Genomic DNA, 22,074 nt, shown 5'->3' on the forward strand with positions numbered 1-22,074 from the left:
GCCCATGGCGATACATGGCGACAGAGACGACGAACTGCGACTTTTCCAGACCGGCGAGCACCCCTGCGGGTACTGGTCGGACCGGGTGGCGCGCGACCTGGTGCTGGATCCGCACGATCGCCGGCTGGGTGGCCTGTACCCGCTGGCACTGAGCTGGGGCTTCCGCCGCAGCGGCGACCTGGTCTACCGGCCGCACTGCGCGCACTGCCAGGCCTGTGTGGCGGTGCGGATCCCGGTGGCGCGCTTCGCCCCGGACCGCAGCCAGCGCCGCTGTGCCGCCCGCAATGACGACCTGGAGGTGCGGATCACTGCCGCCACCGCCCGCGACGACCTGTTCGCGCTGTATCACCGCTACCTCACCCACCGCCACGCCAATGGAGGCATGGACGACCACGGCCCGCACGAATTCGAGCAGTTCCTGATCGGCAGCTGGTCGCACACCCGCTTCATGGAGATGCGCCTGCCCGGCCACGACGGCCAGCCCAGCCAGCTGCTGGGGGTGGCGGTGACCGACGTCACCGAGCATGGCCTGTCGGCGGTCTATACGTTCTTCGACCCGGACCACGCCGCGCGCGGGCTGGGTACCTTTGCGATCCTGCAGCAGATCGAGTGGGCGCGCCGCGAGGGGCTGCCGCACGTGTACCTGGGCTACTGGATCCGCGGGCACCAGAAGATGGACTACAAGCGCCGCTTCCATCCGTTGGAAGCCTACGATGGCCGCCGCTGGCACGATTTCGACAATGATCTGGACGGGCGCTGACAAACCGCTGACACCGGGCCGGGTGCACAATACGGCCCATGAACATGACCCGCCGCCATCCCCTGATCCTCGCCCTGGCCCTGCTCTGCGGCGCCACCGCCCCCGCCTTCGCCACGTCCCCCGCGATGACCGAAAAGCCGTCCGCTGCGCTGCGCCTGGCGACCTACAACACGTCGCTGTACTCCGATGACGCCGGTGGCCTGATCAAGGAACTGGAAGGCGACAGCGAGCACGCACGCAAGATCGCCGCGGTGCTGCAGCAGGTGCGCCCGGATCTGGTGCTGCTGAACGAATTCGATTTCGACGACGCCCATCGCGCCGCCGACCTGTTCCAGAAGCGCTATCTGGAAGTCGCCCAGCCCGGTGGCGGCAAGCCGCTGCATTTCGCCTATCGCTACCTGGCCCCGGTCAACACCGGCGTGCCCAGCGGCCTGGACCTGGACAACAACGGCGTGGTCGGCGGCGAAGGCCGCAGCCGTGGCAATGACGCGTGGGGCTACGGCCTGCACCCCGGCCAGTACGGCATGCTGGTGCTGTCGCGCTACCCGATCGACGAAGCCAAGGTGCGCAGCTTCCAGCTGCTGAAGTGGAGCGCGATGCCCGGCGCGATCCGCCCGGTCGACCCACGTACCGGCCAGAGCTTCTACAACGACCATGTGTGGTCTCAGCTGCGCCTGTCGTCGAAGTCGCATTGGGACGTGCCGGTGAAGACCCCGGCCGGCGTGGTGCACGCGCTGGTCTCGCACCCGACCCCGCCGGTGTTCGACGGCCCGGAAAAGCGCAACGCGGCGCGCAACCATGACGAGCTGCGCCTGTGGCAGGAATACCTGTCCAAGGGTGACAAGCCCTGGCTGTGCGACGACAAGGGCCACTGCGGCGGCCTGGCGCAGGATGCGCGCTTCGTGATCCTCGGCGACCTCAACAACGACCCGGTCGATGGTGATGGCCGCCATGAGGCGATCGTCGAACTGATCGAGAACGCCCGCGTGCTGCGCTACCCCACCCCGCGCAGCGTCGGCGGCGAGCAGACCAGCCTGGCCTATGCGGCCAAGGGCATCGAGCGCAAGGGCGCACCGTTCCACGCCACCGGCGATTTCGGCCCGAAGTCCGGCACGATGCGCCTGGACTACGTGCTGCCCTCGACCGGTTTCGAGTACGTGGGCAGCGGCATCTTCTGGCCAGCCAATGAAAGCCCGGAAGCGAAGATCGCCGATGGCAGCGACCACCACCTGGTGTGGGTGGATGTGCGGTAGAGTCGACTGTTAGTCGACTGCACGGAAATCTGTACCGACCAACGGTCGGTACCCACCGGAAAAAGGGGACGGACGGGATTAAGCCGTTTGTGCCACAAACGACTTAATCCCCTCCGTCCCCTTTTTGCTTTACGGACGCAGTTCGACGCCGATGGCGTCGGCGGCATCACGCGCGATGGCGCGTGCTTCGTCGATGGTTTCCGCGCGCGCCAGGGTCACGCCGACGCGGCGATGACCGTGAACGCTCGGCTTGCCGAACAGGCGCACGGCGGTGTCCGGCACCTGCAGCGCGGTGGCGACGTTGTTGAAGTACGGCACGCCCTCGCCGTGGGCCAACAGCGCGCACGATGCCGACGGGCCGCTCTGGCGGATCAGCGGGATCGGCAGGCCGAGGATGGCGCGCGCATGCAGCGCGAACTCACTCAGTTCCTGCGATACCAGCGTCACCAGGCCGGTGTCGTGCGGGCGCGGCGACACTTCGCTGAACCATACTTCGTCGCCCTTCACGAACAGCTCGACGCCGAACAGGCCCCAGCCGCCAAGGTCGTCGGTGATCGCACGCGAAATCTCTTCGGCACGCGCCAGTGCCGCGCTCGACATCGGCTGCGGCTGCCAGCTTTCGCGGTAATCGCCATCCTTCTGCAGGTGGCCGATCGGCGCACAGAAGGAGGTGCCGCCGGCATGGCGCACGGTCAACAGGGTGATCTCGTAGTCGAAATCGATGAAGCCTTCGACGATGCAGCGGCCGGCACCGGCACGGCCACCGGTCTGTGCGTACTCCCAGGCCGGAGCGATGTCCGCCTCGCTGCGCACGGTGCTCTGGCCCTTGCCCGAGGACGACATCACCGGTTTGACCACGCACGGCAGGCCAATGGCGGCCACCGCAGCACGGTACTCGGCCTCGGTATCGACGAAGCGGTACGGCGAGGTCGGCAGGCCCAGGGTTTCGGCGGCGAGGCGGCGAATGCCTTCGCGGTCCATGGTCAGGCGTGCAGCACGCGCGGTCGGGATCACCCGCAGGCCCTGCTCCTGTTCCAGCTGGACCAGGGTCTCGGTGTGGATGGCCTCGATCTCCGGCACCACCAGGTGCGGCTGCTCCTCGGCGATCAGAGCGCGCAGCGCCATCGCATCGAGCATGTCGATCACGTGCGAGCGGTGCGCGACCTGCATGGCCGGCGCATCGGCGTAGCGATCGGCGGCGATCACCTCCACGCCCAGCCGCTGCAGCTCGATGGCCACCTCCTTGCCGAGTTCGCCCGAGCCCAGCAGCAGCACGCGGGTGGCGGAGGGGGACAACGGAGTTCCAAGCTTGGCCATGGCGGTTCCAGCAGCAATGTGAAGGCGGATGGGCATTCTAGCTGGCCGCGCCCCCTGGCCATGCCATCCGACGAACGGTAGCCTGGAAGTGATATCAATTTGATATCTTACGTTCGAACCCTCAAGGACGTACCGCCATGAAAGAGAAGTCGCTGTCTTCGCTCAACGGCCTCGGCACGCTGGCCGTCGCCCTGCTCGTCGCCCTCGCTGGCGCCGCCCTGTTCGTACTGGGTGTGGCCGCCAAGGCCAGCGTCGGCTCGCCCAACCTGCTGCTGATGCTGCTGGGGGCGTTGCTGGTAGTCCTGGGCGTGTTCACGCTGGCCGGCCTGTACACCATCCAGCCCAACCAGGCGGCGGTGCTGAGCCTGTTCGGCAAGTACGTGGGCACGGTGAAGGACAACGGCCTGCGCTGGAACAACCCTTTCTATGCCAAGCGCCGGGTCAGCCAGCGCGTGCGCAACTTCGAGAGCGGCAAGCTGAAGGTCAACGAGCTGGACGGCAGCCCGATCGAGATCGCCGCGGTGATTGTCTGGCAGGTGGTCGATGCCTCCGAGGCCGTCTACAACGTGGACGACTACGAGAGCTTCGTGCACATCCAGTCCGAATCGGCACTGCGGGCGATGGCCACCAGCTATCCCTACGACCAGCACGAGGATGGACAGCTGGCCCTGCGCAGCCACGCCAGCGAGATCTCCCAGCACCTGAAGAACGAGCTGGCCGAGCGCCTGGCCGATGCCGGTGTACAGGTGATCGACGCGCGCATCAGCCACTTGGCCTACGCCGCCGAAATCGCCCAGGCGATGCTGCAACGCCAGCAGGCCAACGCGGTGATCGCCGCGCGCACGCGTATCGTTGCTGGTGCGGTGGGCATGGTCGAGATGGCCTTGGCCGAACTGCAGAAGAACGGCGTGGTGCAGCTGGACGAGGAACGCAAGGCGCACATGGTCAGCAACCTGCTCACCGTGCTGTGCTCGGACCGCGGCACCCAGCCGATCGTCAATGCCGGCTCGCTGTATTGAGCCACACTCGCAACGGGGTGCCCCACCGCCCCGCCAGGAGCCCCCATGAGTGAGAAGAAAGCCTACCCGCTGCGCATCAATGCCGACGTCCTGGCTGCTGCGCAGCGCTGGGCTGATGACGAACTGCGCAGCCTCAACGCGCAGATCGAATACGTGCTGCGCGACGCCCTGCGCAAGGCGGGACGCCTGCCGAAACCCGCGCCATCGTCGGAGGACAAGGAATGAGCAAGCGTTGGAGCTACCAGACCATCGAGGTCAAGACGTCCATGATGGGCCTGCTCAAGGCCGAGGACATCCAGGCCGAACTCAGCCGCCAGGGCCAACTGGGCTGGGAACTGGTCAACATCATCATCCCGGCGCCGATGCGCCCGGCGATGCTGGTGTTCAAGAAGGAGGCCTGACGCATGGGCGGCAGCGACCCGAAGACGTTTGAAGTGGCCGAGAGCTCGCCGTTGCGCGTGCTCTGGATCGTGCTTCCGCTGCTGGCTGCCTTCGTGGCGTGCGTGTACGCACAGCTGTACAAGGCGCCGGCCAGTGCCCCTTGGATCGAAGTAGCGCTGTCGCCGCCCTGGTTCCGGATGGGTGGCAGTGCCGCCTGGAGTCTGCTGGTGATCGCGGTACTCGGCATCGGGTTGGGCGCAGCATTCTTCCGTCGCCGGGTGGAACTGGACGACAACGTGCTGGATGTGCGCTCGACGATGTACCGCCGCCGCGTCCCGGTGGCACAGCTGCGGCTGGACCAGGCCGAGGTGGTCGACCTGCAGCGTGACCGCCGCTACGGCATCCGTGTCAAAACCAATGGCTATTCAGTGCCAGGCTTCTATTCCGGCCACTTCCGCCTGCACGGGGGCGGCAAGGGCTTCGCTCTGGTCACCGATCGTGCGCGTGTCCTCGCCCTGCCGGTCAGTGACGGCAGCACGCTGCTGCTCAGCGTGGACCGGCCGCAGGCGCTGCTCGATGCGCTGCACAAAGTGGCCGCGTCGGCGCCACGGCAGTAAGCTGCTGAGATGCAACGACGCGCCCCCCTGCTGATCAACACCGAGGCCATCGAGCTGTGGCCCGCGCACCTGCTGCGTGCACGCAGCAACCTGGATGCACGCCTGCTGTCGCAGGCACACTGGGTGCTGCGGCGCAAGCGCGATGGCCGCTACCTCGCGGCGGTACTGGCGCGCGGGGTTCACGCCATGGTGCCGCGCCTGGCACGCGAGCCAGGGGTGGAGGACGCATTGGCGCTGCTGGATGCAGCAGCGGCGCGTCCGTTCGGCGCCGTGCTGGAGGATCAGTGGTTGCCACTGGCAGGCCTGCAGCAGCGCCTGCAGCAGCTTGGCCTGGATGCACAGCGCTATGCCGGCGACAGCGGGCTGCCGCTCGAACCCGAACCCTGCCTGCTGCACTTCGCCGGCCGCGACCGCTTCGCCCGCCCGTTGTGGCTGCACCGTGCCGCCGCGCAGGGCTGGCGGCGGATGCGACTGCACGCGGCACAGGATGGAATTGCGCTGGACGCCATCTCCGGCTTCCGCAGCCATGCCTACCAGTTGGGCATCTTCGAGCGGAAGCTGGCGCGCGGCTTGAGCGTGGCAGAGATCCTGAAGGTCAATGCCGCCCCGGGTTTCAGCGAACACCACAGCGGCTACGCGCTGGACATCGGCACACCTGGCGATGCGCCGGCCGAAGAATCGTTCGAAGCCACCGACGCGTTCGCCTGGCTGCAGGTGCATGCCGGCGGGCATGGCTTCCATCTGAGTTACCCACGCGACAACCCGCACGGCATCGTCTACGAACCCTGGCACTGGTGCTGGAGACCGGCCAACGGCTGAGCCCCTCGTGGCGAAAGCCTGGAGCGGTCAGCGCGTGGCCGCGGGATGGAACAAGACAGCAAAGACAAAAGCGGGTCGCTTCGCTCGAAGCCGAGCATGGCTCGGCTCTACAGAAGCTGACGGCGCAGCGGTGTCGTGCTTGGCCGATCTCCGCTGCCGTCACCGCCTCAACGCATTGATCGCCAGCAACACCCATCCGGCCATCATGCTGGTGCCGCCGATCGGTGCCATCCGCGTCGGCCACTGCCACAGCGCACCACCCACCAGGCTGCCGGAAAACAACAGCACACCCAGCAGCAGCACGTACAGCGCAAGGTGCGCGATCGCTCCCTGCGCGCGCGGCCCCAGCGCCACCAGTACCGCACCGTGCGCGAACGCATACAGCGCCGCCATGTTCAGATGCTGCTGCGCCAGCGGATCAGCCACGCCATGCGATGCATAGGCGGACAGGCCGATCGAGGCGGCGGCCAGCAGTGCCCCCAGGCAGGCCAGCAGCGAAGGCTTACGTGCGCGACGTTCGAGATTGAACATGTGGGCTCCTTGCGCAGCGCCCTTGCCGGGCGCCAGATGAAAAAAAAACGCGCCGCAATGAGCGGCGCGTTTTCGTGTCCAGCACTACATGGGTCAGCCGAAGCTTACTTGACGGCCCAGTAGATGTCGTAGGTACCTTCCGGGGTGAACGACTTGTCGATGCCGTCCTTCCAGGTTTCGTACGGACGGTCGATCACTTCGTTGCCGGAGGTCACCGCCCAGGCACGCAGGCCGTTGCGGGCCACGTCAAGACCCGCCATGTGGCCGGTGTAGGCCGCATGCGCCGAACGGTGCGGAGCCACATGCACGTACTTGACCGGCGCGCCGCCGTCGATCTTGACGGTCAGCTCTTCAGCGGTGGCACCTTCAGCACCCTTCTTCTTCACCGGCTGGGCGATGTCGAAGGCGTACTTCTCCTGGCCGAAGTCGGTGGTGATGATGCGGAACGGACCGGCGGCTTCAAGGCCATTGGCCTCCATCACGCGCTTGATCCACTCCTGGTTGTCCTTGATGGACTTGGTGATCGTGTCCTGACCGCGGTCCACGTTACCGGCGTTGACGACCAGCAGGTCCTCAGCCGGCACATCGACGATGCCCAGATCGGTCAGCGGGGCTTCCGGCGTGCGGTAGTCGACGTTCGGGACGGTGGCCAGCATGTTGGCCATGCGCGACAGGCCCATCTTGATGTCGTCGCCGATCTGGCGGCTGACATACAGGCCGGCATAACGGCCGAACAGGTCGAAGCCGTACTTCACCGAGTAGTCCTGGGTGATCTTGACGTTACGGCCACCCTTGCCGGTCGGCTCCAGGGTGAAGGTGGTGATCTTGTCGTGACCCTTGGTGGCGTCATCGATGGCGATCGCAACACGCTTGTTCTCTTCGGCTTCGGTGATCTTCCAGGAACCGGTGCCCAGGTCCTTGGAGGTGAAGTCGAGGGTGGCACCGACGCCGGAAGCCGGGCCGGACAGCTTCAGTTCAACGGCGGGATCGCGCAGTACCAGCGGGTTCCAGTCCTTGAAGCGGCGCAGGCTGCTGACCGTGTCGTACACGATCGTCATCTTGCGGTTGGTCTCGATGCTTTCGGTGATGTGACGCTCGCCCGGCAGACATACGCCAATGATGACGAACAGGCCAGCCACGATCCCCAAGGCGATCAGGAACTCGATAATACGGGTCATTCAGAGAGTCTCCGGGGCCGATCCCACGGCCGGGTTGATTGAAGCGAAGCGCCAATCCTAGCAGGCTTCGCGGGCATTGTTTATCGGGATTGGCGCACCGGTTTCCGTGCCGGCTGCGTATTTGTATGGACAAAGAAATCGAAGGGTACCGCATACCGACGCCCCTGAAGTAGGGGGCAACCCCGCCGGAGGGCCATGAATGGACCTCAAGTCATTGTCCTGAAAAGAATTTCCTCACACCAGCTGCAGCTCGAACGCCTTCAATACGGCGCGGGTACGGTCGCGCACGCCCAGCTTGGAAAGGATGTTGGACACGTGGTTCTTGATGGTGCCTTCGGCCACCCCCAGCGAATTGGCAATCTCCTTGTTGGAGAAGCCGCTGGCCATGAGGCGCAGGATCTCGGTCTCGCGGTCGGTCAACGGGTCCGGACGGTCCAGGCTGACAAACTCGTTGCGCATGTGCTCCAGGCCGGACAGCAGCCGCTGGGTCACGGCCGGCTGCACCAGCGAACCGCCGTCGGCCACGGTGCGGATGGCACCGACCAGCTGTGCCAGGGTCACGTCCTTGAGCAGGTAACCCTTGGCGCCGGCCTTAAGCCCGGCCAGCACCAGCTGGTCATCGTCGAAAGTGGTGAGGATGATGGTCGGCGGCAGCAGGTCCTGACGCGACAGGACCTGCAGCGCCTCCAGCCCGGACATCACCGGCATGCGCATGTCCATCAGCACCACGTCCGGTCGCACCTGCGGTATCAGCTCCACCGCCTGGCGGCCGTCGCCGGCCTCGGCCACCACCTCGATGCCGTCGTCGAGCGCCAGCAGGGAGCGGATTCCCTGCCGCACCAGGGTTTGGTCGTCGACCAGGCAGACGCGAATCATCAACGCACTCCTTCAGGAACCTTGGTAAGGGCGGCCACCAGCACCGTTGCCGGTACCGTCGCCCGCAGCCGGAAGCCTTCACCGGGCCGGGTCTCGACCTGCAGCTGGCCACCACATTGTTGCAGTCGCTCGCGCATGCCGCGCAAGCCATTGCCCACATTGACCGTATCCGCGCCGACGCCGTCGTCGCGGGCCTCCACCACCACCTGGTCGGGGGCTTCACGGTACACCTTGATCCACAGGTGGCGGCCACCGGCATGGCGCACCGCGTTGGTGATGATCTCCTGGGTACACCGCAGCAGCACGTGGGCCCGCTGCGGGTCCTCCACGTTCAGTGGATCCTCGATGTCCAGCTGGATGTCCAGCGAGGGCACGTTCTCGGTCAGCGGGCGCAGCGCCGCGGCCAGATCGATGGCACCGGTCTCGCGCAGCTGGCTGACCACCTCGCGCACGTTGCCCAGCAGCAGCTTGGCCAGGGCATGCGAGCGCTTCACGTGGTCCAGCGCCTGGCCTTCGGCCAGGTGGCCTGCCACTTCCAGGTTCAGGGTCAGCGCGGTCAGCTGATGCCCCAGAAGGTCATGCAGCTCCCGCGAAATACGGGTGCGCTCGTTGACGCGGGCGCTCTCGGCCAGGAGGGCACGGGTGGCGCGCAGCTCTGAATTGAGCCTGCGCTGTTCGTCGCGGGCCTCGGTCTGCTGTCTCGCAACAAGGCTGGTCACGAAGATGAACATGGAAAAGCCGCCATACAGCAACGACTGCATCACCGCTTCGAACAGCGGGAAGCGCAGCAGCAAGTAATAGACCGGCGCCACCGCCAGCTGGCTGACCAGCAGCCACAGCACGCACAGGCGTACCGAAAGCATCCACGGAATGACGCCGGCAGCCACCATCATCAGGATGCTGCCAAGGCCCGAGCCGCTGAGGAAACTGACGCCCAGCGCCGAGACCGTCAGCAGCAGCAGCAGGCCGCGGTCCAGCCAGCTGGTGTGGCTGCCGCTGTCGCTGCGCAGCAGGCGGGTCAGCCAATAGTACGCCGCGCCGAAGGACAGGTAGGCGACAAACAGCAGGATCGCCCAGCCGCCCATATCGCTGCGGCTGTGCAGGTTCTCGAACTGCGAATACGCCAATGGAAGGCCGACCATGACCCAGGTGAACAGGCCGGCCAGACGGAGAACGCGGGTATGGCTGAGGACTCCCAACATGCCAGCACTCTACGGGCCCGGCCTGCGTCGCGCACTCCCACGGAAGTCATGCATCCGCGCCCCCCTGTTCATGCCGCAGCCCACCCCGGGCATGCAATAATCGTGCGCAGGGTCCCCTGACGGACCAACCGCGTTACCCCACGGAGTCACAATGTCGATTGTCATCCGCGACGTGCGCGAGCACGAGCTCGATTCCGTCCTGGCTTTGAACAACAACGCTGGCCTGGCCATCCTTCCCCTGGATGCGGCCCGCCTGCGCCTGTTCTATGAAACCGCTGAGTATTTCCGCGTCGCCGAGCGCGACGGCAACCTTGCCGGCTTCCTGATCGGCTTCGGCAGCGACAGCCAGCACGACAGCAGCAACTTTGCCTGGTTCAAGCAGCAGCTGGACGCCCCGTTCTTCTATATCGACCGCATCGTGGTTGCCAGCCGCCGCCGTGGTGGTGGCGTCGGTCGCGCGTTCTATGCCGATGCGCAGAGCTTCGCCGAGCTGCGCTACCCGCAGATGACCTGCGAGGTCTTCCTCGACCATGGCGCCGATGCCGCCCTGCTCTTCCACGGCAGCTTCGGCTTCCGCGAGCTGGGCCAGAACACCATGCCGCAGGTCGATGTGCGCGCCAGCATGCTGGCCAAGGAACTGTGCAGCTACCCGTGGGTGAAGGAGACCTACGGCGGCAAGCTGCCGGATGTGGCATGGACACGTGCCCGGCAGCTGCCGGCGCAGGCACAGCGGCCGACGGGGACCTGAGCGTGGCGGTGAATTTCGATTACGAACAGGCCGGTGAACTGAAGATCGGCCAGGTGGGCATCGCCAACCTGCGCATCCGTACGCTTGACGTCGAACGCCTCGTGCAGGAAATGCGCGAACGCGTTACCCGGGCGCCGAAGCTGTTCGGCCGCGCCGCGGTGATCCTCGACTTCGGCGGCCTGAGCCAGGTACCGGACGTGGCCACGGCGCAAGCGCTGGTCGATGGCCTGCGCAGCGCCGGCGTGCTGCCGGTGGCGCTGGCCTATGGCACCAGCGCGGTCGACCTGCTCTCGCAGCAGCTCGGACTGCCGCTGCTGGCCAAGTTCCGCGCCCAGTACGAGCGAGCCGAGGCCGAGCCGCCCCCGCCCCCGCCCGCTCCGGAACCGCGCCGCGCAGCGCGCGCCGAACCGAAGCCGGCGCCGGCCGCGCCGACAGCCAGGATTGCCGGCGCTGCGGCACCGCAGCCGGGCCGCATGCAGCTGGGCAACGTACGCTCGGGCCAGCAGCTGTACGCTGAAAACTGCGACCTCACCGTGATGGCTACCGTCGGCGCCGGCGCCGAAGTCATCGCCGACGGCAGCATCCATATCTACGGCACCCTGCGCGGCCGCGCGCTGGCAGGGGCGCAGGGCAACACCGCGGCACGCATCTTCTGCCGTGATTTCCATGCGGAACTGGTGGCCATTGCAGGCCACTACAAGGTACTGGACGATGTCCCGGACAACCTGCGCGGCAAGGCCGTGCAGGTATGGCTGGAACAGGACCAGGTCAAGATCGCTGCGCTGGACTGACGCAGCTCCAAACTAATGCAGAACCAGGAGAAGTCCTTTGGCTGAAATCATCGTAGTCACCTCCGGCAAGGGCGGCGTGGGCAAGACCACTTCCAGCGCGAGCCTGGCCTGTGGCCTGGCGAGGCGCGGCAAGAAGGTGGCGGTGATCGACTTCGACGTCGGCCTGCGCAACCTCGACCTGATCATGGGCTGCGAACGCCGCGTGGTGTACGACTTCGTCAACGTCGTGCACGGCGAAGCCACCCTCAAACAGGCCCTGATCAAGGACAAGCGCTTCGACAACCTGTACGTGCTGGCCGCCTCGCAGACCCGCGACAAGGACGCACTGACCCAGGAAGGCGTGGGCAAGGTTCTGAAGGACCTGGCCGCCGACGGCTTCGACTACATCATCTGCGACTCGCCGGCGGGTATCGAAAAGGGTGCCTTCCTGGCGATGTACTTCGCCGACCGCGCCGTGGTGGTGGTGAACCCGGAAGTGTCCTCCGTGCGCGACTCCGACCGCATCATCGGGCTGCTGGATTCGAAGACCCACAAGGCCGAATCCGGGCAGAACGTGCCCGCGTTCCTGCTGCTGACCCGCTATACCCCGCTGCGCGTGGAAACCGGCGAGATGCTCAGCATTGCCGACGTCGAGGAAGTGCTGGGGCTGAAGGCGATCGGCGTGATCCCCGAGTCGGGTGACGTGCTCAATGCCTCCAACAAGGGCGAGCCGGTCATCCTGGATGTCGAATCCGCAGCCGGCCAGGCCTATGAGGACGCTGTCGCGCGCATCCTTGGCGAGGAGCGGCCGATGCGCTTCACCACCGTGGAGAAGAAGGGCTTCTTCAGCAAGCTGTTCGGAGGGTAAGCATGGGCCTGTTCGATTTCCTCAAAGCGAAGAAGACCACCGCCGAAACCGCAAAGAACCGCCTGCAGATCATCATCGCGCAGGAACGCAGCCACCGCGGTGGCCCGGACTACCTGCCCCTGCTGCAGCGCGAGTTGCTGGAAGTGATCAAGAAGTACGTGAACATCGACGTCGATGCGGTGAAGGTCGACCTGGTGAAGGATGGCCAGCACGACGTGCTGGACATCTCCGTGGCGCTGCCTGAAGGCCCGGACAAACCCTGATCCCCCGCCCCGCCCGTGCCTGCATGGGCGGGGCTGCGTGACCTGCATGACCGATACGACAACCACCGTGGGCATCACCTGCGTGGGCGACATCGCCTTCGCCGACGCGCAGCGCCTGCTCGCCGCGCATGGCCTGCGGCTGCACCACGTGGCGCCCGGCGAACCGATTCCCGGCAGTTACTGGGGCGAGCCAGAGGCCGGCATCATCGCCAGCAACGTGTACGTGCGCGACGACACGCCCGTGCATTCGATGCTGCACGAAGCCTGCCACCTGATCGTGCTGCCGCCGGAGCGGCGTGCGCAGGTGCATACCGACGCCACCGACTCGGTGGCCGAGGAAGATGCCACCTGCTACCTGCAGATCGTGCTGGCCGGGCAGCTGCCGGGTGTTGGCAGCGCGCGGTTGATGGCCGACATGGACGCCTGGGGGTACACGTATCGGCTGGGGTCTACACAGGCATGGTTCGAACAGGACGCCGAAGACGCGAAGGCGTGGTTGGTCGAACGCGGGTTGCCGGTGGCGTAACGCTCGGTAGTGCCGGCCGCTGGCCGGCAACCAGGTGATGCTTCACGGGTTCATGAGGTTGCCGGCCAGCGGCCGGCACCACCCCATCAGCCCTGCCCGGCCAGCGCGCGCAGGGTAATACCGACGATGTAGGCCAGGTAGGTGCCGGTGGCATAGCCCATCGTGCCCAGCAGCACGCCCACCGGCGCCAGCGCCGGATGGAACGCGGCGGCCACCACCGGCGCCGAGGCCGGGCCACCGATGTTCGACTGCGAACCGATGGCGAAATAGAAGAACGGCACCTTCAGCAGCTTGCCCAGGCACCACAGCAGCACGATGTGCACGGCGATCCAGATCAGGCCGAGCAGGAACAGCCACGGGCGGTCCAGCAACGCCAGCAGATCCATCTGCATGCCGATGCAGGCGATCAGGAAGTACAGCAGCAACGAACCCAGACGCGAGGCACCCGCGCCTTCCAGGTTGCGTGCGCGGGTGAAACTCAGGCTCAGGCCCAGGGTGGTCGACAGCACCACCACCCACACGAACGGTGCGTCCAGGCTGAACTGCGCGGCCCAGCTGACATTTGCCTTGAACCACGCCGCCAAGGGCGCACCGATCGCGTGTGCCAGTCCGACGCCACCGAAGGCCACGGCCACGATCAGCATCAGATCGGTGAGGCTGGGAATGCGCTCATGCTCGGCCTGGAAGCGCGCGATGCGCTCCTTCAGTTCATCGATGGCCGAGGTATCGGCGCCACTGCGTGCATCGATCTTCGCCGCACGACCGGCGAGGAAGATCAGCGCCGCCATCCACACATAGCCGACACCCACGTCGACCACGGCGAACTGGCCGAAGGTGGTCGCGTTGACGTCGAACACTTCGCGCATCGCCAGCATGTTGGCGCCACCACCGATCCAGCTGCCGGCCAACGCAGCCATGCCGGCCCAGGTGTCACCGGCCACGGTTTCCGGATGCACGGCGCGCATCAGCAGGAAGGCCACGACCGCCCCGAGCATGATGCTGGCCGATGCCCCCAGGTACATCAGCACCAGCTTCGGGCCCAGCCGCAGGATGCCCTTGATGTCCACCGCCAGGGTCAGCAGGATCAGCGCCGCCGGCAGCAGGATGTCGCGTGCGATCGGGTTGTAGAGCCGGGTGTTCTGCCCGTCGATCAGGCCGACGGTGTTGTAGATGCCGGGAATCAGGTAGCACAGCAGCAGCGCCGGCACGAAGGTGTAGAAGCGTTTCCACAGGCCCTGCTCGCGCGAGGCGGTCCAGAAAACGGCGCCGAGCGTGGCGGCGATCAAACCGAAGACGACGATGTCGTTCTGGATCAGGGCAGTCGAAGGCATGCAGGCGCTCTGGTAGAGCCGGCCGCTGGCCGGCTGCTGTTGGCGGCAGATAAGGTGTGCCGACCAACGGTCGGCACCCACCGGTAAAGCAGATGGTGAAACAGAAGCGCCGCCCCGGAGAGCGGCGCCGCAACCATCAGTTGCCGATGTGCTGCTTCAGCCAGGCATTGACGGTGTCATGCCACAGGATGCTGTTGTTCGGCTTGAGCACCCAGTGGTTTTCATCCGGGAAGTACAGGAACTTCGATTCGATGCCCTGGCGCTGGGCGGCGGTGAACGCGGCCAGGCCCTGCTCGACCGGGATGCGGAAGTCCTGCTGGCCGTGGATGACCAGGATCGGCTTCTTCCAGTCCGCCACGTGGTTGACCGGGTTGAACTTCTCGTAGTTCGCGGCCTTCTGGTACGGCGTGCCGCCCTGCTCCCACTCGGTGAACCACAGTTCTTCGGTGGCGTAGCCCATCATGCGCTGGTCGAACACGCCGTCGTGGTTGACCAGGCACTTGAACGGGCTGTTCCAGTTGCCGGCGATCCAGTTGACCATGAAGCCGCCGTAGCTGGCGCCCAGCGCACAGGCCTTGTCACCGTTGAGGAAGGAATACTTCTTCAGCGCCGCATCCCAGCCCTTCTGCAGGTCTTCCAGCGGGCGGTCGCCCCAGTGCTGGCTGATCGCATCGGTGAACGCTTGGCCGTAGCCGGTGGAGCCGTGGAAGTCGATCATCACCACCGCGTAGCCCTGGCCCGCATAGGTCTGCGGATTCCAGCGGTAGCTCCAGCCATTGCCGAAGCTGCCCTGCGGGCCGCCATGGATCAGGAACGCCACCGGGTAGGACTTGCCTTCCTGATAGTTGTGCGGCTTGACCACGTAGCCATGCACGGTGTCGTTGTTCCAGCCCTTGAACTCGAACTGTTCGTAGTCGCCGAAGGACACGTCCTTGAGTACGTCGCCAGCAGCCGGGGTCAGCGCGCGCAGTTCGCCGATCGGCTGGCCTGCGGCCGGCAGCAGTCCGACCAGCACCTGGTCGTTGCTCTTCAGGCTGTTGCGGGTGATCGCCACGCTGTTGCCGGCCACATCGACCGAGGTCACGCTGCCGTCGCCAACCAGCTTGGTGGCCTTGCCGCTGGCCACGTCGATCTGGAACAGCGGATGCTCGCCGAGGTCGTCGGCGGTGGTGTAGATGCTGGCGCCGTCGGCGGACAGGGTGATGCCGCCCGCCGAACGGTCCCACTGCGGCGCGATCTCGCGGGTCTTGCCGCTGGCCAGGTCCATCGCCATCAGGCCGAAGCGGTCGGCCTCGAAGCCCGGGCGCTTCATCGCACGATAGAACAGCGTCTTGCCGTCGGCGCTGAACACCGGGCCGGCATCCCAGGCCGGGTTGGAGGCGGTCAGGTTGACCGGCGCCTGCTTGCCCGCGGCGTCGAAGCGGTACAGATCGAAGTTGGTCGACCACGGTTCCTGCTTGCCGGCCACACGGATGCTGGCCACTACGCTGGCGCCATCCGGCGACCACGCGAAGTCATCATTGCCGCCGAACGGCTTGGACGGCGCATCCCCATCGATGGTCGCGCTCAGTGCCGAGGCGCCCTTGACTGCACCGGCCTTGGCCGCAGGCAGCGGAGCGACGAACAGGGTGTTGCGGCGGCCGTCGTTCCAGGTGTCCCAGTGGCGCACGAACAGCGAATCCCATACCTGGCCGCTGGCCTTGGCGTCCTTCTTTTCCTTCAGCTTCTTCTCGGTGCAGGCCAGGTCCGAGGCGCAGGCCTGGAACACGCCGGCGCTGAACAACACGCGGTCGTCCTGCGGCGACACGTGGTAGCTGTCCACGTCGACCGGGAAGTCGGTCAGCTGGCGCGGAGTACCACCGTTGATCGGCTGCGCGTACAGCTGCTGGCTGCCGTTTTTGGCGCTCAGGAAATACACCGTCTGGCCATCGGCCGACAGCGAGGCGGAATTGACGTTCCAGCCGGCCGGGGTGATCTGCTTTGGCGGCGCTGCGTCGCGGGTGCGCAGGTTGCGCGCGAACAGCGCGGTGGAGGCCTTCAGGTTGGCGTCCACGCTGCGCTTGGCGAACACCACGGTGCCACCGTCTGCGGTCAGCACCGGCGCGGAAACGCGGTCCATCGCCACCATGTCGCGGACTTCCAGGCCACGGGCAGCGGCAACACTGGGCAGGGCGGCCAGCAGGCTCAATGGCAGCAGGGCATGACGCAGTTTCATCGGGGTCTCCGCAGGACGGCAAAAAACCGATGGTAGGCCCGCATGGCCGGGGCTGCCAAGGCCATCGGTCATGGCTGCAGGCGGGCAATCGCCATAAACAGCAAACCCCGCCGAAGCGGGGTTTGCGGTACTGCCGGCCGCTGGCCGGCAACCAGGGGTATCACGGGATTCCGGGATTGCCGGCCAGCGGTCGGCACTAGCCGTCCCTTACGCCTTGGCGTACTTGCCGGTGCGGTAGATCAGCCAGCCGACCAGGAACAGCACGGCCAGGCCGATCCACTGTGCGCCCGGCAGGTGGAACGGCACTGCCAGCACATCGGCGCGGCTGCTGACCACGATCGGAATCGCGATGGCGATGCCCATCAGTGCCTCACCGGTGATCAGGCCGGCGGCAAACAGCACGCCCGGCTTGTGCACGCGGTCGCGGCCTTCTTCGTCATCGGCGCGCACCTTGTGGAAGCGCTCGACCAGATGGGCGATCAGGCCGCCGAGGAAGATCGGCACCATCAGTTCCAGCGGCAGGTAGATGCCGATGGCGGCGGCCAGCACCGGCACGCGGAAGCGCGCGTTGCGGGACTTCAGCCAGCTGTCGAAGGCGATGATGGCGGCACCGACCACGGCACCGATGCCGATGAAGGTCCACGGCAGTTCACCACCAAACAGGCCCTTGGCCACCGAGGCCATCAGGTTGGCCTGCGGCGCAGCCAGCGCGTTCGGGTGCAGCTCGGACTTCACGCCGATGCCGTAGGCAGTGGCCAGCAGGTTCAGTACCGGGGCCATGATCAGCGCGCACGAGAACGCGCCGATGCCCAGCATCAGCTGCTGCTTCCACGGGGTGGCACCGACGATGTAACCGGCCTTGAGGTCCTGCAGGTTGTCACCACCGACCGCAGCGGCACAGCACACCACCGCACCGATCATGATCGCGGCCACCGCGCCCAGCGGCGCCCCGCCGGCACCGACCGGCTTGAGGCCGTCAGCGCCCAGCAGCACGACCAGCACGGCCGAGGCGAACAGGATGGTGGAGATGGTGATGCCCGAGACCGGGTTGTTGGACGAACCGATCAGGCCGGCCAGGTAGGCGGAGACCGAGACGAACAGGAAGCCGGCGACGATCATGATGAGGGTCATCGGGATCGACACGTGCCACTGGCCGACGATGGCCTGGTACAGGGCCAGCAGCGGCAGCACGAACGCCACCAGGGCAACCAGCATCCACTTCATCGGCAGGTCGCGCTCGGTATGCGCCAGCACCGGGCCACCGCTCTTGCGGGCGGCGGCAAAGCCGCTCTTGACGCCGTTGAGCAGCGACTTGCGCAGCGAGATCAGGGTCCAGATGCCACCGATCAGCATCGCGCCGACACCCAGGTAGCGCATCTTCGCGCCCCAGATGGCGAACGCCGCCTCGGTGGACGAAGCCGCGGCAACCGACGCGGCCAGCGCCGGATCGGTGTTCATGAAGAACGCCTGATAGATCGGGATGGCGATGTGCCAGGTCAGGATCGAACCGGACACCACCACGATGCCGACGTTGAGGCCGACGATGTACCCCACGCCCAGCAACGCCGGTGACAGGTTGGTACCGATGAAGGCGGTGACCTTGGAGCTGCCGACATAGGCCGAGGTGGCCCAGGCATCTGGAATCAGGCGCATGCCGCTTTCCGCGGCCAGCTTGACGAAGGCGCCGATCACCGCCGACAGGCCGAGGATCTTCAGGCCCGGGCCCGGGTTCTCGCCGGCCTTGAGCACTTCGGCCGCCGCCTTGCCTTCCGGGAACGGCAGCGGATCTTCGACGATCATCGAACGGCGCAGCGGCACCGAGAACAGCACGCCCAGCAGGCCGCCGAGGCCGGCGATGCCCAGCACCCACCAGTACTTGAAGTCCGGCCAGTAGCCCATGATCACCAGCGCGGGGATGGTGAAGATCACGCCGGCGGCGATCGACGAACCGGCCGAAGCGCCAGTCTGCACGATGTTGTTTTCAAGGATGGAGCCACCGCCCAGCAGGCGCAGCACGCCCATGGAAATCACCGCGGCGGGAATGGCGGTGGCGATGGTCAGGCCTGCGAACAGGCCGAGGTAGGCGTTTGCGGCCGACAGCACCACCGCCAGCACGATGGCCAGGGCCACTGCGCGGAAGGTGAGCTGCTTGGGCGCAGCGTCGTGGTTCATGGAAGCCCCTGCTGGCAAAAAATCCCTGCCACGCTAGCGTTCAGGACAGATCAAGTCCAGCGTGCCAAAGGATGGGGCGTGTGCTGCAGCGCAATGGGCCAGTAAGTAGACCGGCAATCGACCGACCCGGCAAAGTCCGGTTGGGCACACAGCAAATGATATGTTATATCTTAATGCTACCTTGTTGTTACTGCATCGCATGCCCCCTTCCCCCTCCCCTCGCCTGGCCTCCGTCGACCAGCTGCGCGGCACCGTGATGCTGCTGATGTTGCTCGACCACGTGCGCGAGACCTTCTTCCTGCAGCACCAGGTAAGCGACCCGATGGACGCGGCGACGGTCTCCCCTGCGCTGTTCACCTGCCGTCTGCTGGCGCACCTGTGTGCGCCCGTGTTCGTCCTGTTGACCGGCCTGTCGGCCTGGCTGTACGGCCAGCGCCAGGCGGATCCGCGCCGGGCCACCGCAGCCTTCCTGCTCAAGCGCGGGCTGTTCCTGGTCGTGCTGGAACTTACCCTGGTGAACTTCGCCTGGACCTTCCAGCTGCCGCCGGACACGCTGTACCTGCAGGTGATCTGGGCCATCGGGCTGAGCATGATCGCGCTGGCCGGGCTGCTTTGGCTGCCACGCCCGGCACTGCTGGTGCTGGCAATCGCGGTGGTGGCCGGGCACAACCTGTTCGACGGCTTACGGGTGCAAGGCAATGGCCTGCTGGCGGTGCTGTGGAAAGTGCTGCACCAGCGCGACTGGATCGAGGCCGGTGCGCTGCGCCTGCGCACGTCCTATCCGCTGCTGCCGTGGATCGGGGTGATCGCACTGGGCTACCTGATGGGGCCGTGGTTCGGTCGCGAGCGCGCGCCAGAGCAGCGCCAGCGCTGGCTGCTGTGGGCAGGCATCGGCGCGCTGGCCCTGTTCGCACTGCTGCGGTTCGCCAACCAGTACGGGGATGCACCGTGGCAGTACCAGACCACCACGCTGCGCACCTGGCTGAGCATCCTCAACATCACCAAGTACCCGCCGTCATTGCAGTTCCTGCTGCTGACCCTGGGCGTGGGCCTGCTGTTGCTGCGCCTGTACGAATGGCCGCCCCTGGCGCTTGCGCTGCGCCCGCTGGCCGATATCGGCGCCGCGCCGATGTTCTTCTACCTGCTGCACCTGTATGTGCTGAAGGGGCTGTACCTGGCCGCGCTGGCGATCTGGGGACCGACGCACGGTGACCTGTACGCACTGGATTCGGTGACCGGCCTGCTGCTGGTGGCCTGTGCGCTGGCGGTGGTGCTGTACCCGCCGACGCGGGCCTTCGCGCGGTTCAAAGCGCGAAGGCGCGATCTGCCGTGGTTGCGATACCTGTGATCGCCCTGACCAGTCCGGCAATCCACGCATGGCGTGGATCCACTGAAAGCGGATCGGGCCACAGGCCTATAATTCCGCGATGAATTCCACCGCTATCGCTTCCGACGATTTCCTGGGCCACCCCAAGGGCGTCTACGTCTGCTTCTTCACTGAAATGTGGGAGCGCTTCTCCTTCTACGGCATGAAGGCGCTGCTGCTGCTGTACCTGACCAAATACCACCTGTTCGGCGACAAGGCCGGCCTGGACCTGCTCGGCGCCTACGGCGGCCTGGTGTACTGCATCCCGGTGTTCGGCGGCATGCTGGCCGACCGCTGGCTGGGCATGCGCCGGGCGGTGCTGTTCGGCGGCATCCTGCTGGTGCTCGGCCACCTCGGCATGGCCTTCGAGGGCCATGCAGCCTACCGGGTCAACGGAGAAGTGGTGCGCGACACCTCGGCGCTGGCGGTGACCTACCTGTCGCTGGCGCTGATCATCATGGGTGTCGGCTTCCTGAAGCCGAACATCTCCACCATCGTCGGCAAGCTGTACGCCAAGGACGACCCGCGCCGCGACTCGGGCTTCTCCCTGTTCTACGCAGGCATCAACCTCGGTGCATTGTTCTCTTCGCTGGTCTGCGGCTTCCTCGGCGAGGCCTATGGCTGGAAGTACGGTTTTGGTGCGGCCGGCATCGGCATGCTGGCCGGCCTGGCGATGTTCCTGTGGGGCCAGAAATACCTGCAGGGCCACGCCGAACCGCCGCAGCCGGCAGCGCTGAAACAGAAGGTGCTGGGCCTGCCGCGCGAATGGCTGATCTACCTGTGCGCGGTGCTCGGTGTGCTGCCGGTCGCCTGGCTGATGTGGGCCGCCGGCAATGGCGCGTTCGCGCTGGGCGGTGAAATCAGCCTGGCGCTGATGCTGATGCTGGTGGTGCTGGGCGGCGTGCTGGTCTGGTTCGCCTGGTTCACCGGCACGAAATGCACGCCGGTGCAGCGTCAGCAGATGATCGCGCTGATGGTGCTGATCTTCATGGCGCTGGTGTTCTTCACGATGTACGAGCAGTCCTACGGCTCGTGGGTGACCTTCACCGACCGCCTGCTGACCAAGGACATCGTGCCCTCGCTGGTGATCACCGGCGGCACGCCGCTGCCGTGGTCGATTCTCTCGCTGCTGCTGGCACCGCTCGGCTTCGTGGTCAGCGCGCGCCTGTCGGAACGGCGCCCGGGCTCGGCTGCGCCGCGCACGTTCTTCGCCGCCATCGTCGTGCTGATGCTGGTGCTGCTGGTGCGCGACTGCCTGGTGATCCCGCAGACCGCAGGCTCGCTGACCTACCTGGGTGGCCTGTTCCTGGTGCTGCTGGCACCGGCCTTCGCCGCACTGTGGACGTGGATGGACCGCCGCGGCTGGGAACCGGGCAAGCCGGTCAAATCGGCCTGGGGTCTGGTGATCGGCGCGCTGTCGTTCGTGCCGCTGGCACTGGCCGCACAGCAGGTCGGCGCTACCGGCGAGATGGCCAGTGTGTGGTGGCTGGTGCTGGCCTACTTCCTGCTGGCCAGTGGCGAGATGTGCCTGTCGCCGGTCGGCCTGTCGGCGGTCACCCAGTTGGCCGTGCCGCGGGTGATGAGCCTGATGATGGGCACCTGGTTCCTCGCCACCGCCTTCTCGGAGACGCTGGCCGCGCTGTTCGGCAAGCTGGCCGCGATCGAGGTGCCGGAAGGCGAATCGCTGGACATGGTGGCCGCCGCCGGCGCCTATGCGCACCTGTTCTGGCTGCTGATGTGGATCGGCTTGGGCTGTGCGCTGGCCGCCTTCATTGCCGCGCCGCTGCTGAAGAAGATGATGCACGGGGTCAAGTAAGCCCGGTGCAGGCGAAATCCGCGAGCGGCGGATCGATCATCCGCCG

The 22,074-nt window shown here is 66.3% G+C and carries 22 protein-coding genes; 14 read left to right on the plus strand and 8 right to left on the minus strand.

The genetic code is table 11. The annotated features are described in order from the left end of the window. Positions 1–4: 4 nt before the first annotated feature. Complete coding sequence (locus tag VG543_RS02310; RefSeq protein ID WP_049447050.1) at positions 5–760, plus strand: arginyltransferase; 756 nt, start codon at positions 5–7, stop codon at positions 758–760. A gap of 38 nt (positions 761–798) precedes the next feature. After that, the gene (locus VG543_RS02315; protein ID WP_401746276.1) at positions 799–2,013 is read left to right on the plus strand and encodes an endonuclease/exonuclease/phosphatase family protein; all 1,215 of its coding nucleotides are present in this window, start codon (positions 799–801) and stop codon (positions 2,011–2,013) included. 129 nt (positions 2,014–2,142) lie between these two features. Here the strand turns inward: VG543_RS02315 and purT are convergent, their stop codons facing one another. Then, the gene (gene purT / locus VG543_RS02320) at positions 2,143–3,330 is read right to left on the minus strand and encodes a formate-dependent phosphoribosylglycinamide formyltransferase (protein ID WP_423177624.1); all 1,188 of its coding nucleotides are present in this window, start codon (positions 3,328–3,330) and stop codon (positions 2,143–2,145) included. 137 nt (positions 3,331–3,467) lie between these two features. Here purT and VG543_RS02325 point away from each other — a divergent pair, with 137 nt between their 5' ends. The 5 genes from VG543_RS02325 to VG543_RS02345 are packed head-to-tail and all read left to right on the plus strand — an operon-like array spanning position 3,468 to position 6,166. After that, positions 3,468–4,349, plus strand: a complete 882-nt coding sequence (locus tag VG543_RS02325) for an SPFH domain-containing protein (protein ID WP_021203112.1) — start codon at positions 3,468–3,470, stop codon at positions 4,347–4,349. A gap of 45 nt (positions 4,350–4,394) precedes the next feature. Then, complete coding sequence (locus VG543_RS02330) at positions 4,395–4,574, plus strand: hypothetical protein (protein ID WP_019659309.1); 180 nt, start codon at positions 4,395–4,397, stop codon at positions 4,572–4,574. Next, positions 4,571–4,750 carry a DUF4177 domain-containing protein gene (locus VG543_RS02335; RefSeq protein WP_019659310.1) on the plus strand — a complete coding sequence of 60 codons (180 nt, stop codon included), beginning with the start codon at positions 4,571–4,573 and terminating at the stop codon, positions 4,748–4,750. The genes VG543_RS02330 and VG543_RS02335 overlap by 4 nt, the downstream gene beginning before the upstream one ends. 3 nt (positions 4,751–4,753) lie before the next feature. Continuing rightward, positions 4,754–5,347, plus strand: a complete 594-nt coding sequence (locus VG543_RS02340) for a PH domain-containing protein (protein ID WP_019659311.1) — start codon at positions 4,754–4,756, stop codon at positions 5,345–5,347. Positions 5,348–5,356: 9 nt separating this feature from the next. Further along, complete coding sequence (locus tag VG543_RS02345) at positions 5,357–6,166, plus strand: D-alanyl-D-alanine carboxypeptidase family protein (protein ID WP_134730370.1); 810 nt, start codon at positions 5,357–5,359, stop codon at positions 6,164–6,166. A gap of 159 nt (positions 6,167–6,325) precedes the next feature. Here the strand turns inward: VG543_RS02345 and VG543_RS02350 are convergent, their stop codons facing one another. The 4 genes from VG543_RS02350 to VG543_RS02365 all read right to left on the minus strand — a co-directional run bounded on the left by VG543_RS02350 (position 6,326) and on the right by VG543_RS02365 (position 9,953). Then, positions 6,326–6,697 carry a DUF423 domain-containing protein gene (locus VG543_RS02350; protein ID WP_019659313.1) on the minus strand — a complete coding sequence of 124 codons (372 nt, stop codon included), beginning with the start codon at positions 6,695–6,697 and terminating at the stop codon, positions 6,326–6,328. A 104-nt stretch (positions 6,698–6,801) separates the two neighbouring features. Continuing rightward, entirely contained in the window at positions 6,802–7,875 is a 1,074-nt protein-coding gene (locus VG543_RS02355) for an SRPBCC family protein (RefSeq protein WP_021203110.1), read from the minus strand. 234 nt (positions 7,876–8,109) lie between these two features. After that, positions 8,110–8,751, minus strand: a complete 642-nt coding sequence (locus VG543_RS02360) for a response regulator (protein ID WP_021203109.1) — start codon at positions 8,749–8,751, stop codon at positions 8,110–8,112. Next, positions 8,751–9,953, minus strand: a complete 1,203-nt coding sequence (locus tag VG543_RS02365) for a sensor histidine kinase (RefSeq protein WP_423177626.1) — start codon at positions 9,951–9,953, stop codon at positions 8,751–8,753. Before VG543_RS02365 ends, VG543_RS02360 begins: the two co-directional genes overlap by 1 nt. Before the next feature lie 151 nt (positions 9,954–10,104). Here VG543_RS02365 and VG543_RS02370 point away from each other — a divergent pair, with 151 nt between their 5' ends. Genes VG543_RS02370 through VG543_RS02390 form a run of 5 tightly spaced genes read left to right on the plus strand, consistent with a single transcriptional unit; the run spans position 10,105 to position 13,128 of the window. Continuing rightward, a complete protein-coding gene (locus VG543_RS02370) occupies positions 10,105–10,701 on the plus strand; it encodes a GNAT family N-acetyltransferase (RefSeq protein ID WP_019659316.1) in 597 nt (198 codons plus the stop codon). Then, a complete protein-coding gene (gene minC, locus VG543_RS02375) occupies positions 10,647–11,492 on the plus strand; it encodes a septum site-determining protein MinC (RefSeq protein ID WP_164143875.1) in 846 nt (281 codons plus the stop codon). Before VG543_RS02370 ends, minC begins: the two co-directional genes overlap by 55 nt. Before the next feature lie 37 nt (positions 11,493–11,529). Further along, positions 11,530–12,339, plus strand: a complete 810-nt coding sequence (minD, locus tag VG543_RS02380) for a septum site-determining protein MinD (RefSeq protein ID WP_019659318.1) — start codon at positions 11,530–11,532, stop codon at positions 12,337–12,339. A 2-nt stretch (positions 12,340–12,341) separates the two neighbouring features. Continuing rightward, positions 12,342–12,602: a cell division topological specificity factor MinE gene (gene minE, locus VG543_RS02385; protein WP_005408532.1), complete on the plus strand. Its 261-nt coding sequence runs from the start codon at positions 12,342–12,344 to the stop codon at positions 12,600–12,602. 46 nt (positions 12,603–12,648) lie between these two features. Beyond that, positions 12,649–13,128, plus strand: a complete 480-nt coding sequence (locus VG543_RS02390; protein ID WP_058979833.1) for a hypothetical protein — start codon at positions 12,649–12,651, stop codon at positions 13,126–13,128. 86 nt (positions 13,129–13,214) lie between these two features. On the opposite strand, the gene VG543_RS02395 is transcribed toward VG543_RS02390, so the two are convergent. The 3 genes from VG543_RS02395 to VG543_RS02405 all read right to left on the minus strand — a co-directional run bounded on the left by VG543_RS02395 (position 13,215) and on the right by VG543_RS02405 (position 18,846). Then, the gene (locus tag VG543_RS02395) at positions 13,215–14,459 is read right to left on the minus strand and encodes a DUF819 domain-containing protein (RefSeq protein WP_019659320.1); all 1,245 of its coding nucleotides are present in this window, start codon (positions 14,457–14,459) and stop codon (positions 13,215–13,217) included. Positions 14,460–14,595: 136 nt separating this feature from the next. Further along, the gene (locus VG543_RS02400; protein ID WP_019659321.1) at positions 14,596–16,674 is read right to left on the minus strand and encodes an alpha/beta hydrolase family protein; all 2,079 of its coding nucleotides are present in this window, start codon (positions 16,672–16,674) and stop codon (positions 14,596–14,598) included. Positions 16,675–16,881: 207 nt separating this feature from the next. Further along, a complete protein-coding gene (locus tag VG543_RS02405) occupies positions 16,882–18,846 on the minus strand; it encodes an OPT family oligopeptide transporter (protein WP_049435318.1) in 1,965 nt (654 codons plus the stop codon). A 199-nt stretch (positions 18,847–19,045) separates the two neighbouring features. Here VG543_RS02405 and VG543_RS02410 point away from each other — a divergent pair, with 199 nt between their 5' ends. Together VG543_RS02410 and VG543_RS02415 are read left to right on the plus strand one after the other, a co-directional pair. Beyond that, positions 19,046–20,194 carry a DUF1624 domain-containing protein gene (locus VG543_RS02410; RefSeq protein ID WP_423177628.1) on the plus strand — a complete coding sequence of 383 codons (1,149 nt, stop codon included), beginning with the start codon at positions 19,046–19,048 and terminating at the stop codon, positions 20,192–20,194. 79 nt (positions 20,195–20,273) lie between these two features. Beyond that, on the plus strand, positions 20,274–22,028 hold the full coding sequence (locus tag VG543_RS02415) for a peptide MFS transporter (RefSeq protein ID WP_423177629.1): 1,755 nt from the start codon (positions 20,274–20,276) through the stop codon (positions 22,026–22,028). Positions 22,029–22,074 lie beyond the last annotated feature (46 nt).

It is taken from the genome of Stenotrophomonas sp. CASM101, from assembly GCF_049384845.1.
GTDB lineage: Bacteria > Pseudomonadota > Gammaproteobacteria > Xanthomonadales > Xanthomonadaceae > Stenotrophomonas > Stenotrophomonas hibiscicola.

Bases quoted from the DNA above. Each gene is read 5' to 3' on its own strand.
- VG543_RS02360 (WP_021203109.1), bottom strand. From the start codon at position 8,751: ATGATTCGCGTCTGCCTGGTCGACGACCAAACCCTGGTGCGGCAGGGA.
- VG543_RS02330 (WP_019659309.1), top strand. From the start codon at position 4,395: ATGAGTGAGAAGAAAGCCTACCCGCTGCGCATCAATGCCGACGTCCTG.
- VG543_RS02395 (WP_019659320.1), bottom strand. From the start codon at position 14,459: ATGCCTTCGACTGCCCTGATCCAGAACGACATCGTCGTCTTCGGTTTG.
- VG543_RS02415 (WP_423177629.1), top strand. From the start codon at position 20,274: ATGAATTCCACCGCTATCGCTTCCGACGATTTCCTGGGCCACCCCAAG.
- minC (WP_164143875.1), top strand. From the start codon at position 10,647: ATGGACACGTGCCCGGCAGCTGCCGGCGCAGGCACAGCGGCCGACGGG.
- VG543_RS02365 (WP_423177626.1), bottom strand. From the start codon at position 9,953: ATGTTGGGAGTCCTCAGCCATACCCGCGTTCTCCGTCTGGCCGGCCTG.
- VG543_RS02370 (WP_019659316.1), top strand. From the start codon at position 10,105: ATGTCGATTGTCATCCGCGACGTGCGCGAGCACGAGCTCGATTCCGTC.
- VG543_RS02405 (WP_049435318.1), bottom strand. From the start codon at position 18,846: ATGAACCACGACGCTGCGCCCAAGCAGCTCACCTTCCGCGCAGTGGCC.
- VG543_RS02345 (WP_134730370.1), top strand. From the start codon at position 5,357: ATGCAACGACGCGCCCCCCTGCTGATCAACACCGAGGCCATCGAGCTG.
- VG543_RS02400 (WP_019659321.1), bottom strand. From the start codon at position 16,674: ATGAAACTGCGTCATGCCCTGCTGCCATTGAGCCTGCTGGCCGCCCTG.
- VG543_RS02410 (WP_423177628.1), top strand. From the start codon at position 19,046: ATGCCCCCTTCCCCCTCCCCTCGCCTGGCCTCCGTCGACCAGCTGCGC.
- VG543_RS02350 (WP_019659313.1), bottom strand. From the start codon at position 6,697: ATGTTCAATCTCGAACGTCGCGCACGTAAGCCTTCGCTGCTGGCCTGC.
- VG543_RS02325 (WP_021203112.1), top strand. From the start codon at position 3,468: ATGAAAGAGAAGTCGCTGTCTTCGCTCAACGGCCTCGGCACGCTGGCC.
- VG543_RS02315 (WP_401746276.1), top strand. From the start codon at position 799: ATGAACATGACCCGCCGCCATCCCCTGATCCTCGCCCTGGCCCTGCTC.
- minE (WP_005408532.1), top strand. From the start codon at position 12,342: ATGGGCCTGTTCGATTTCCTCAAAGCGAAGAAGACCACCGCCGAAACC.
- VG543_RS02310 (WP_049447050.1), top strand. From the start codon at position 5: ATGGCGATACATGGCGACAGAGACGACGAACTGCGACTTTTCCAGACC.
- purT (WP_423177624.1), bottom strand. From the start codon at position 3,330: ATGGCCAAGCTTGGAACTCCGTTGTCCCCCTCCGCCACCCGCGTGCTG.
- VG543_RS02355 (WP_021203110.1), bottom strand. From the start codon at position 7,875: ATGACCCGTATTATCGAGTTCCTGATCGCCTTGGGGATCGTGGCTGGC.
- VG543_RS02335 (WP_019659310.1), top strand. From the start codon at position 4,571: ATGAGCAAGCGTTGGAGCTACCAGACCATCGAGGTCAAGACGTCCATG.
- VG543_RS02340 (WP_019659311.1), top strand. From the start codon at position 4,754: ATGGGCGGCAGCGACCCGAAGACGTTTGAAGTGGCCGAGAGCTCGCCG.
- VG543_RS02390 (WP_058979833.1), top strand. From the start codon at position 12,649: ATGACCGATACGACAACCACCGTGGGCATCACCTGCGTGGGCGACATC.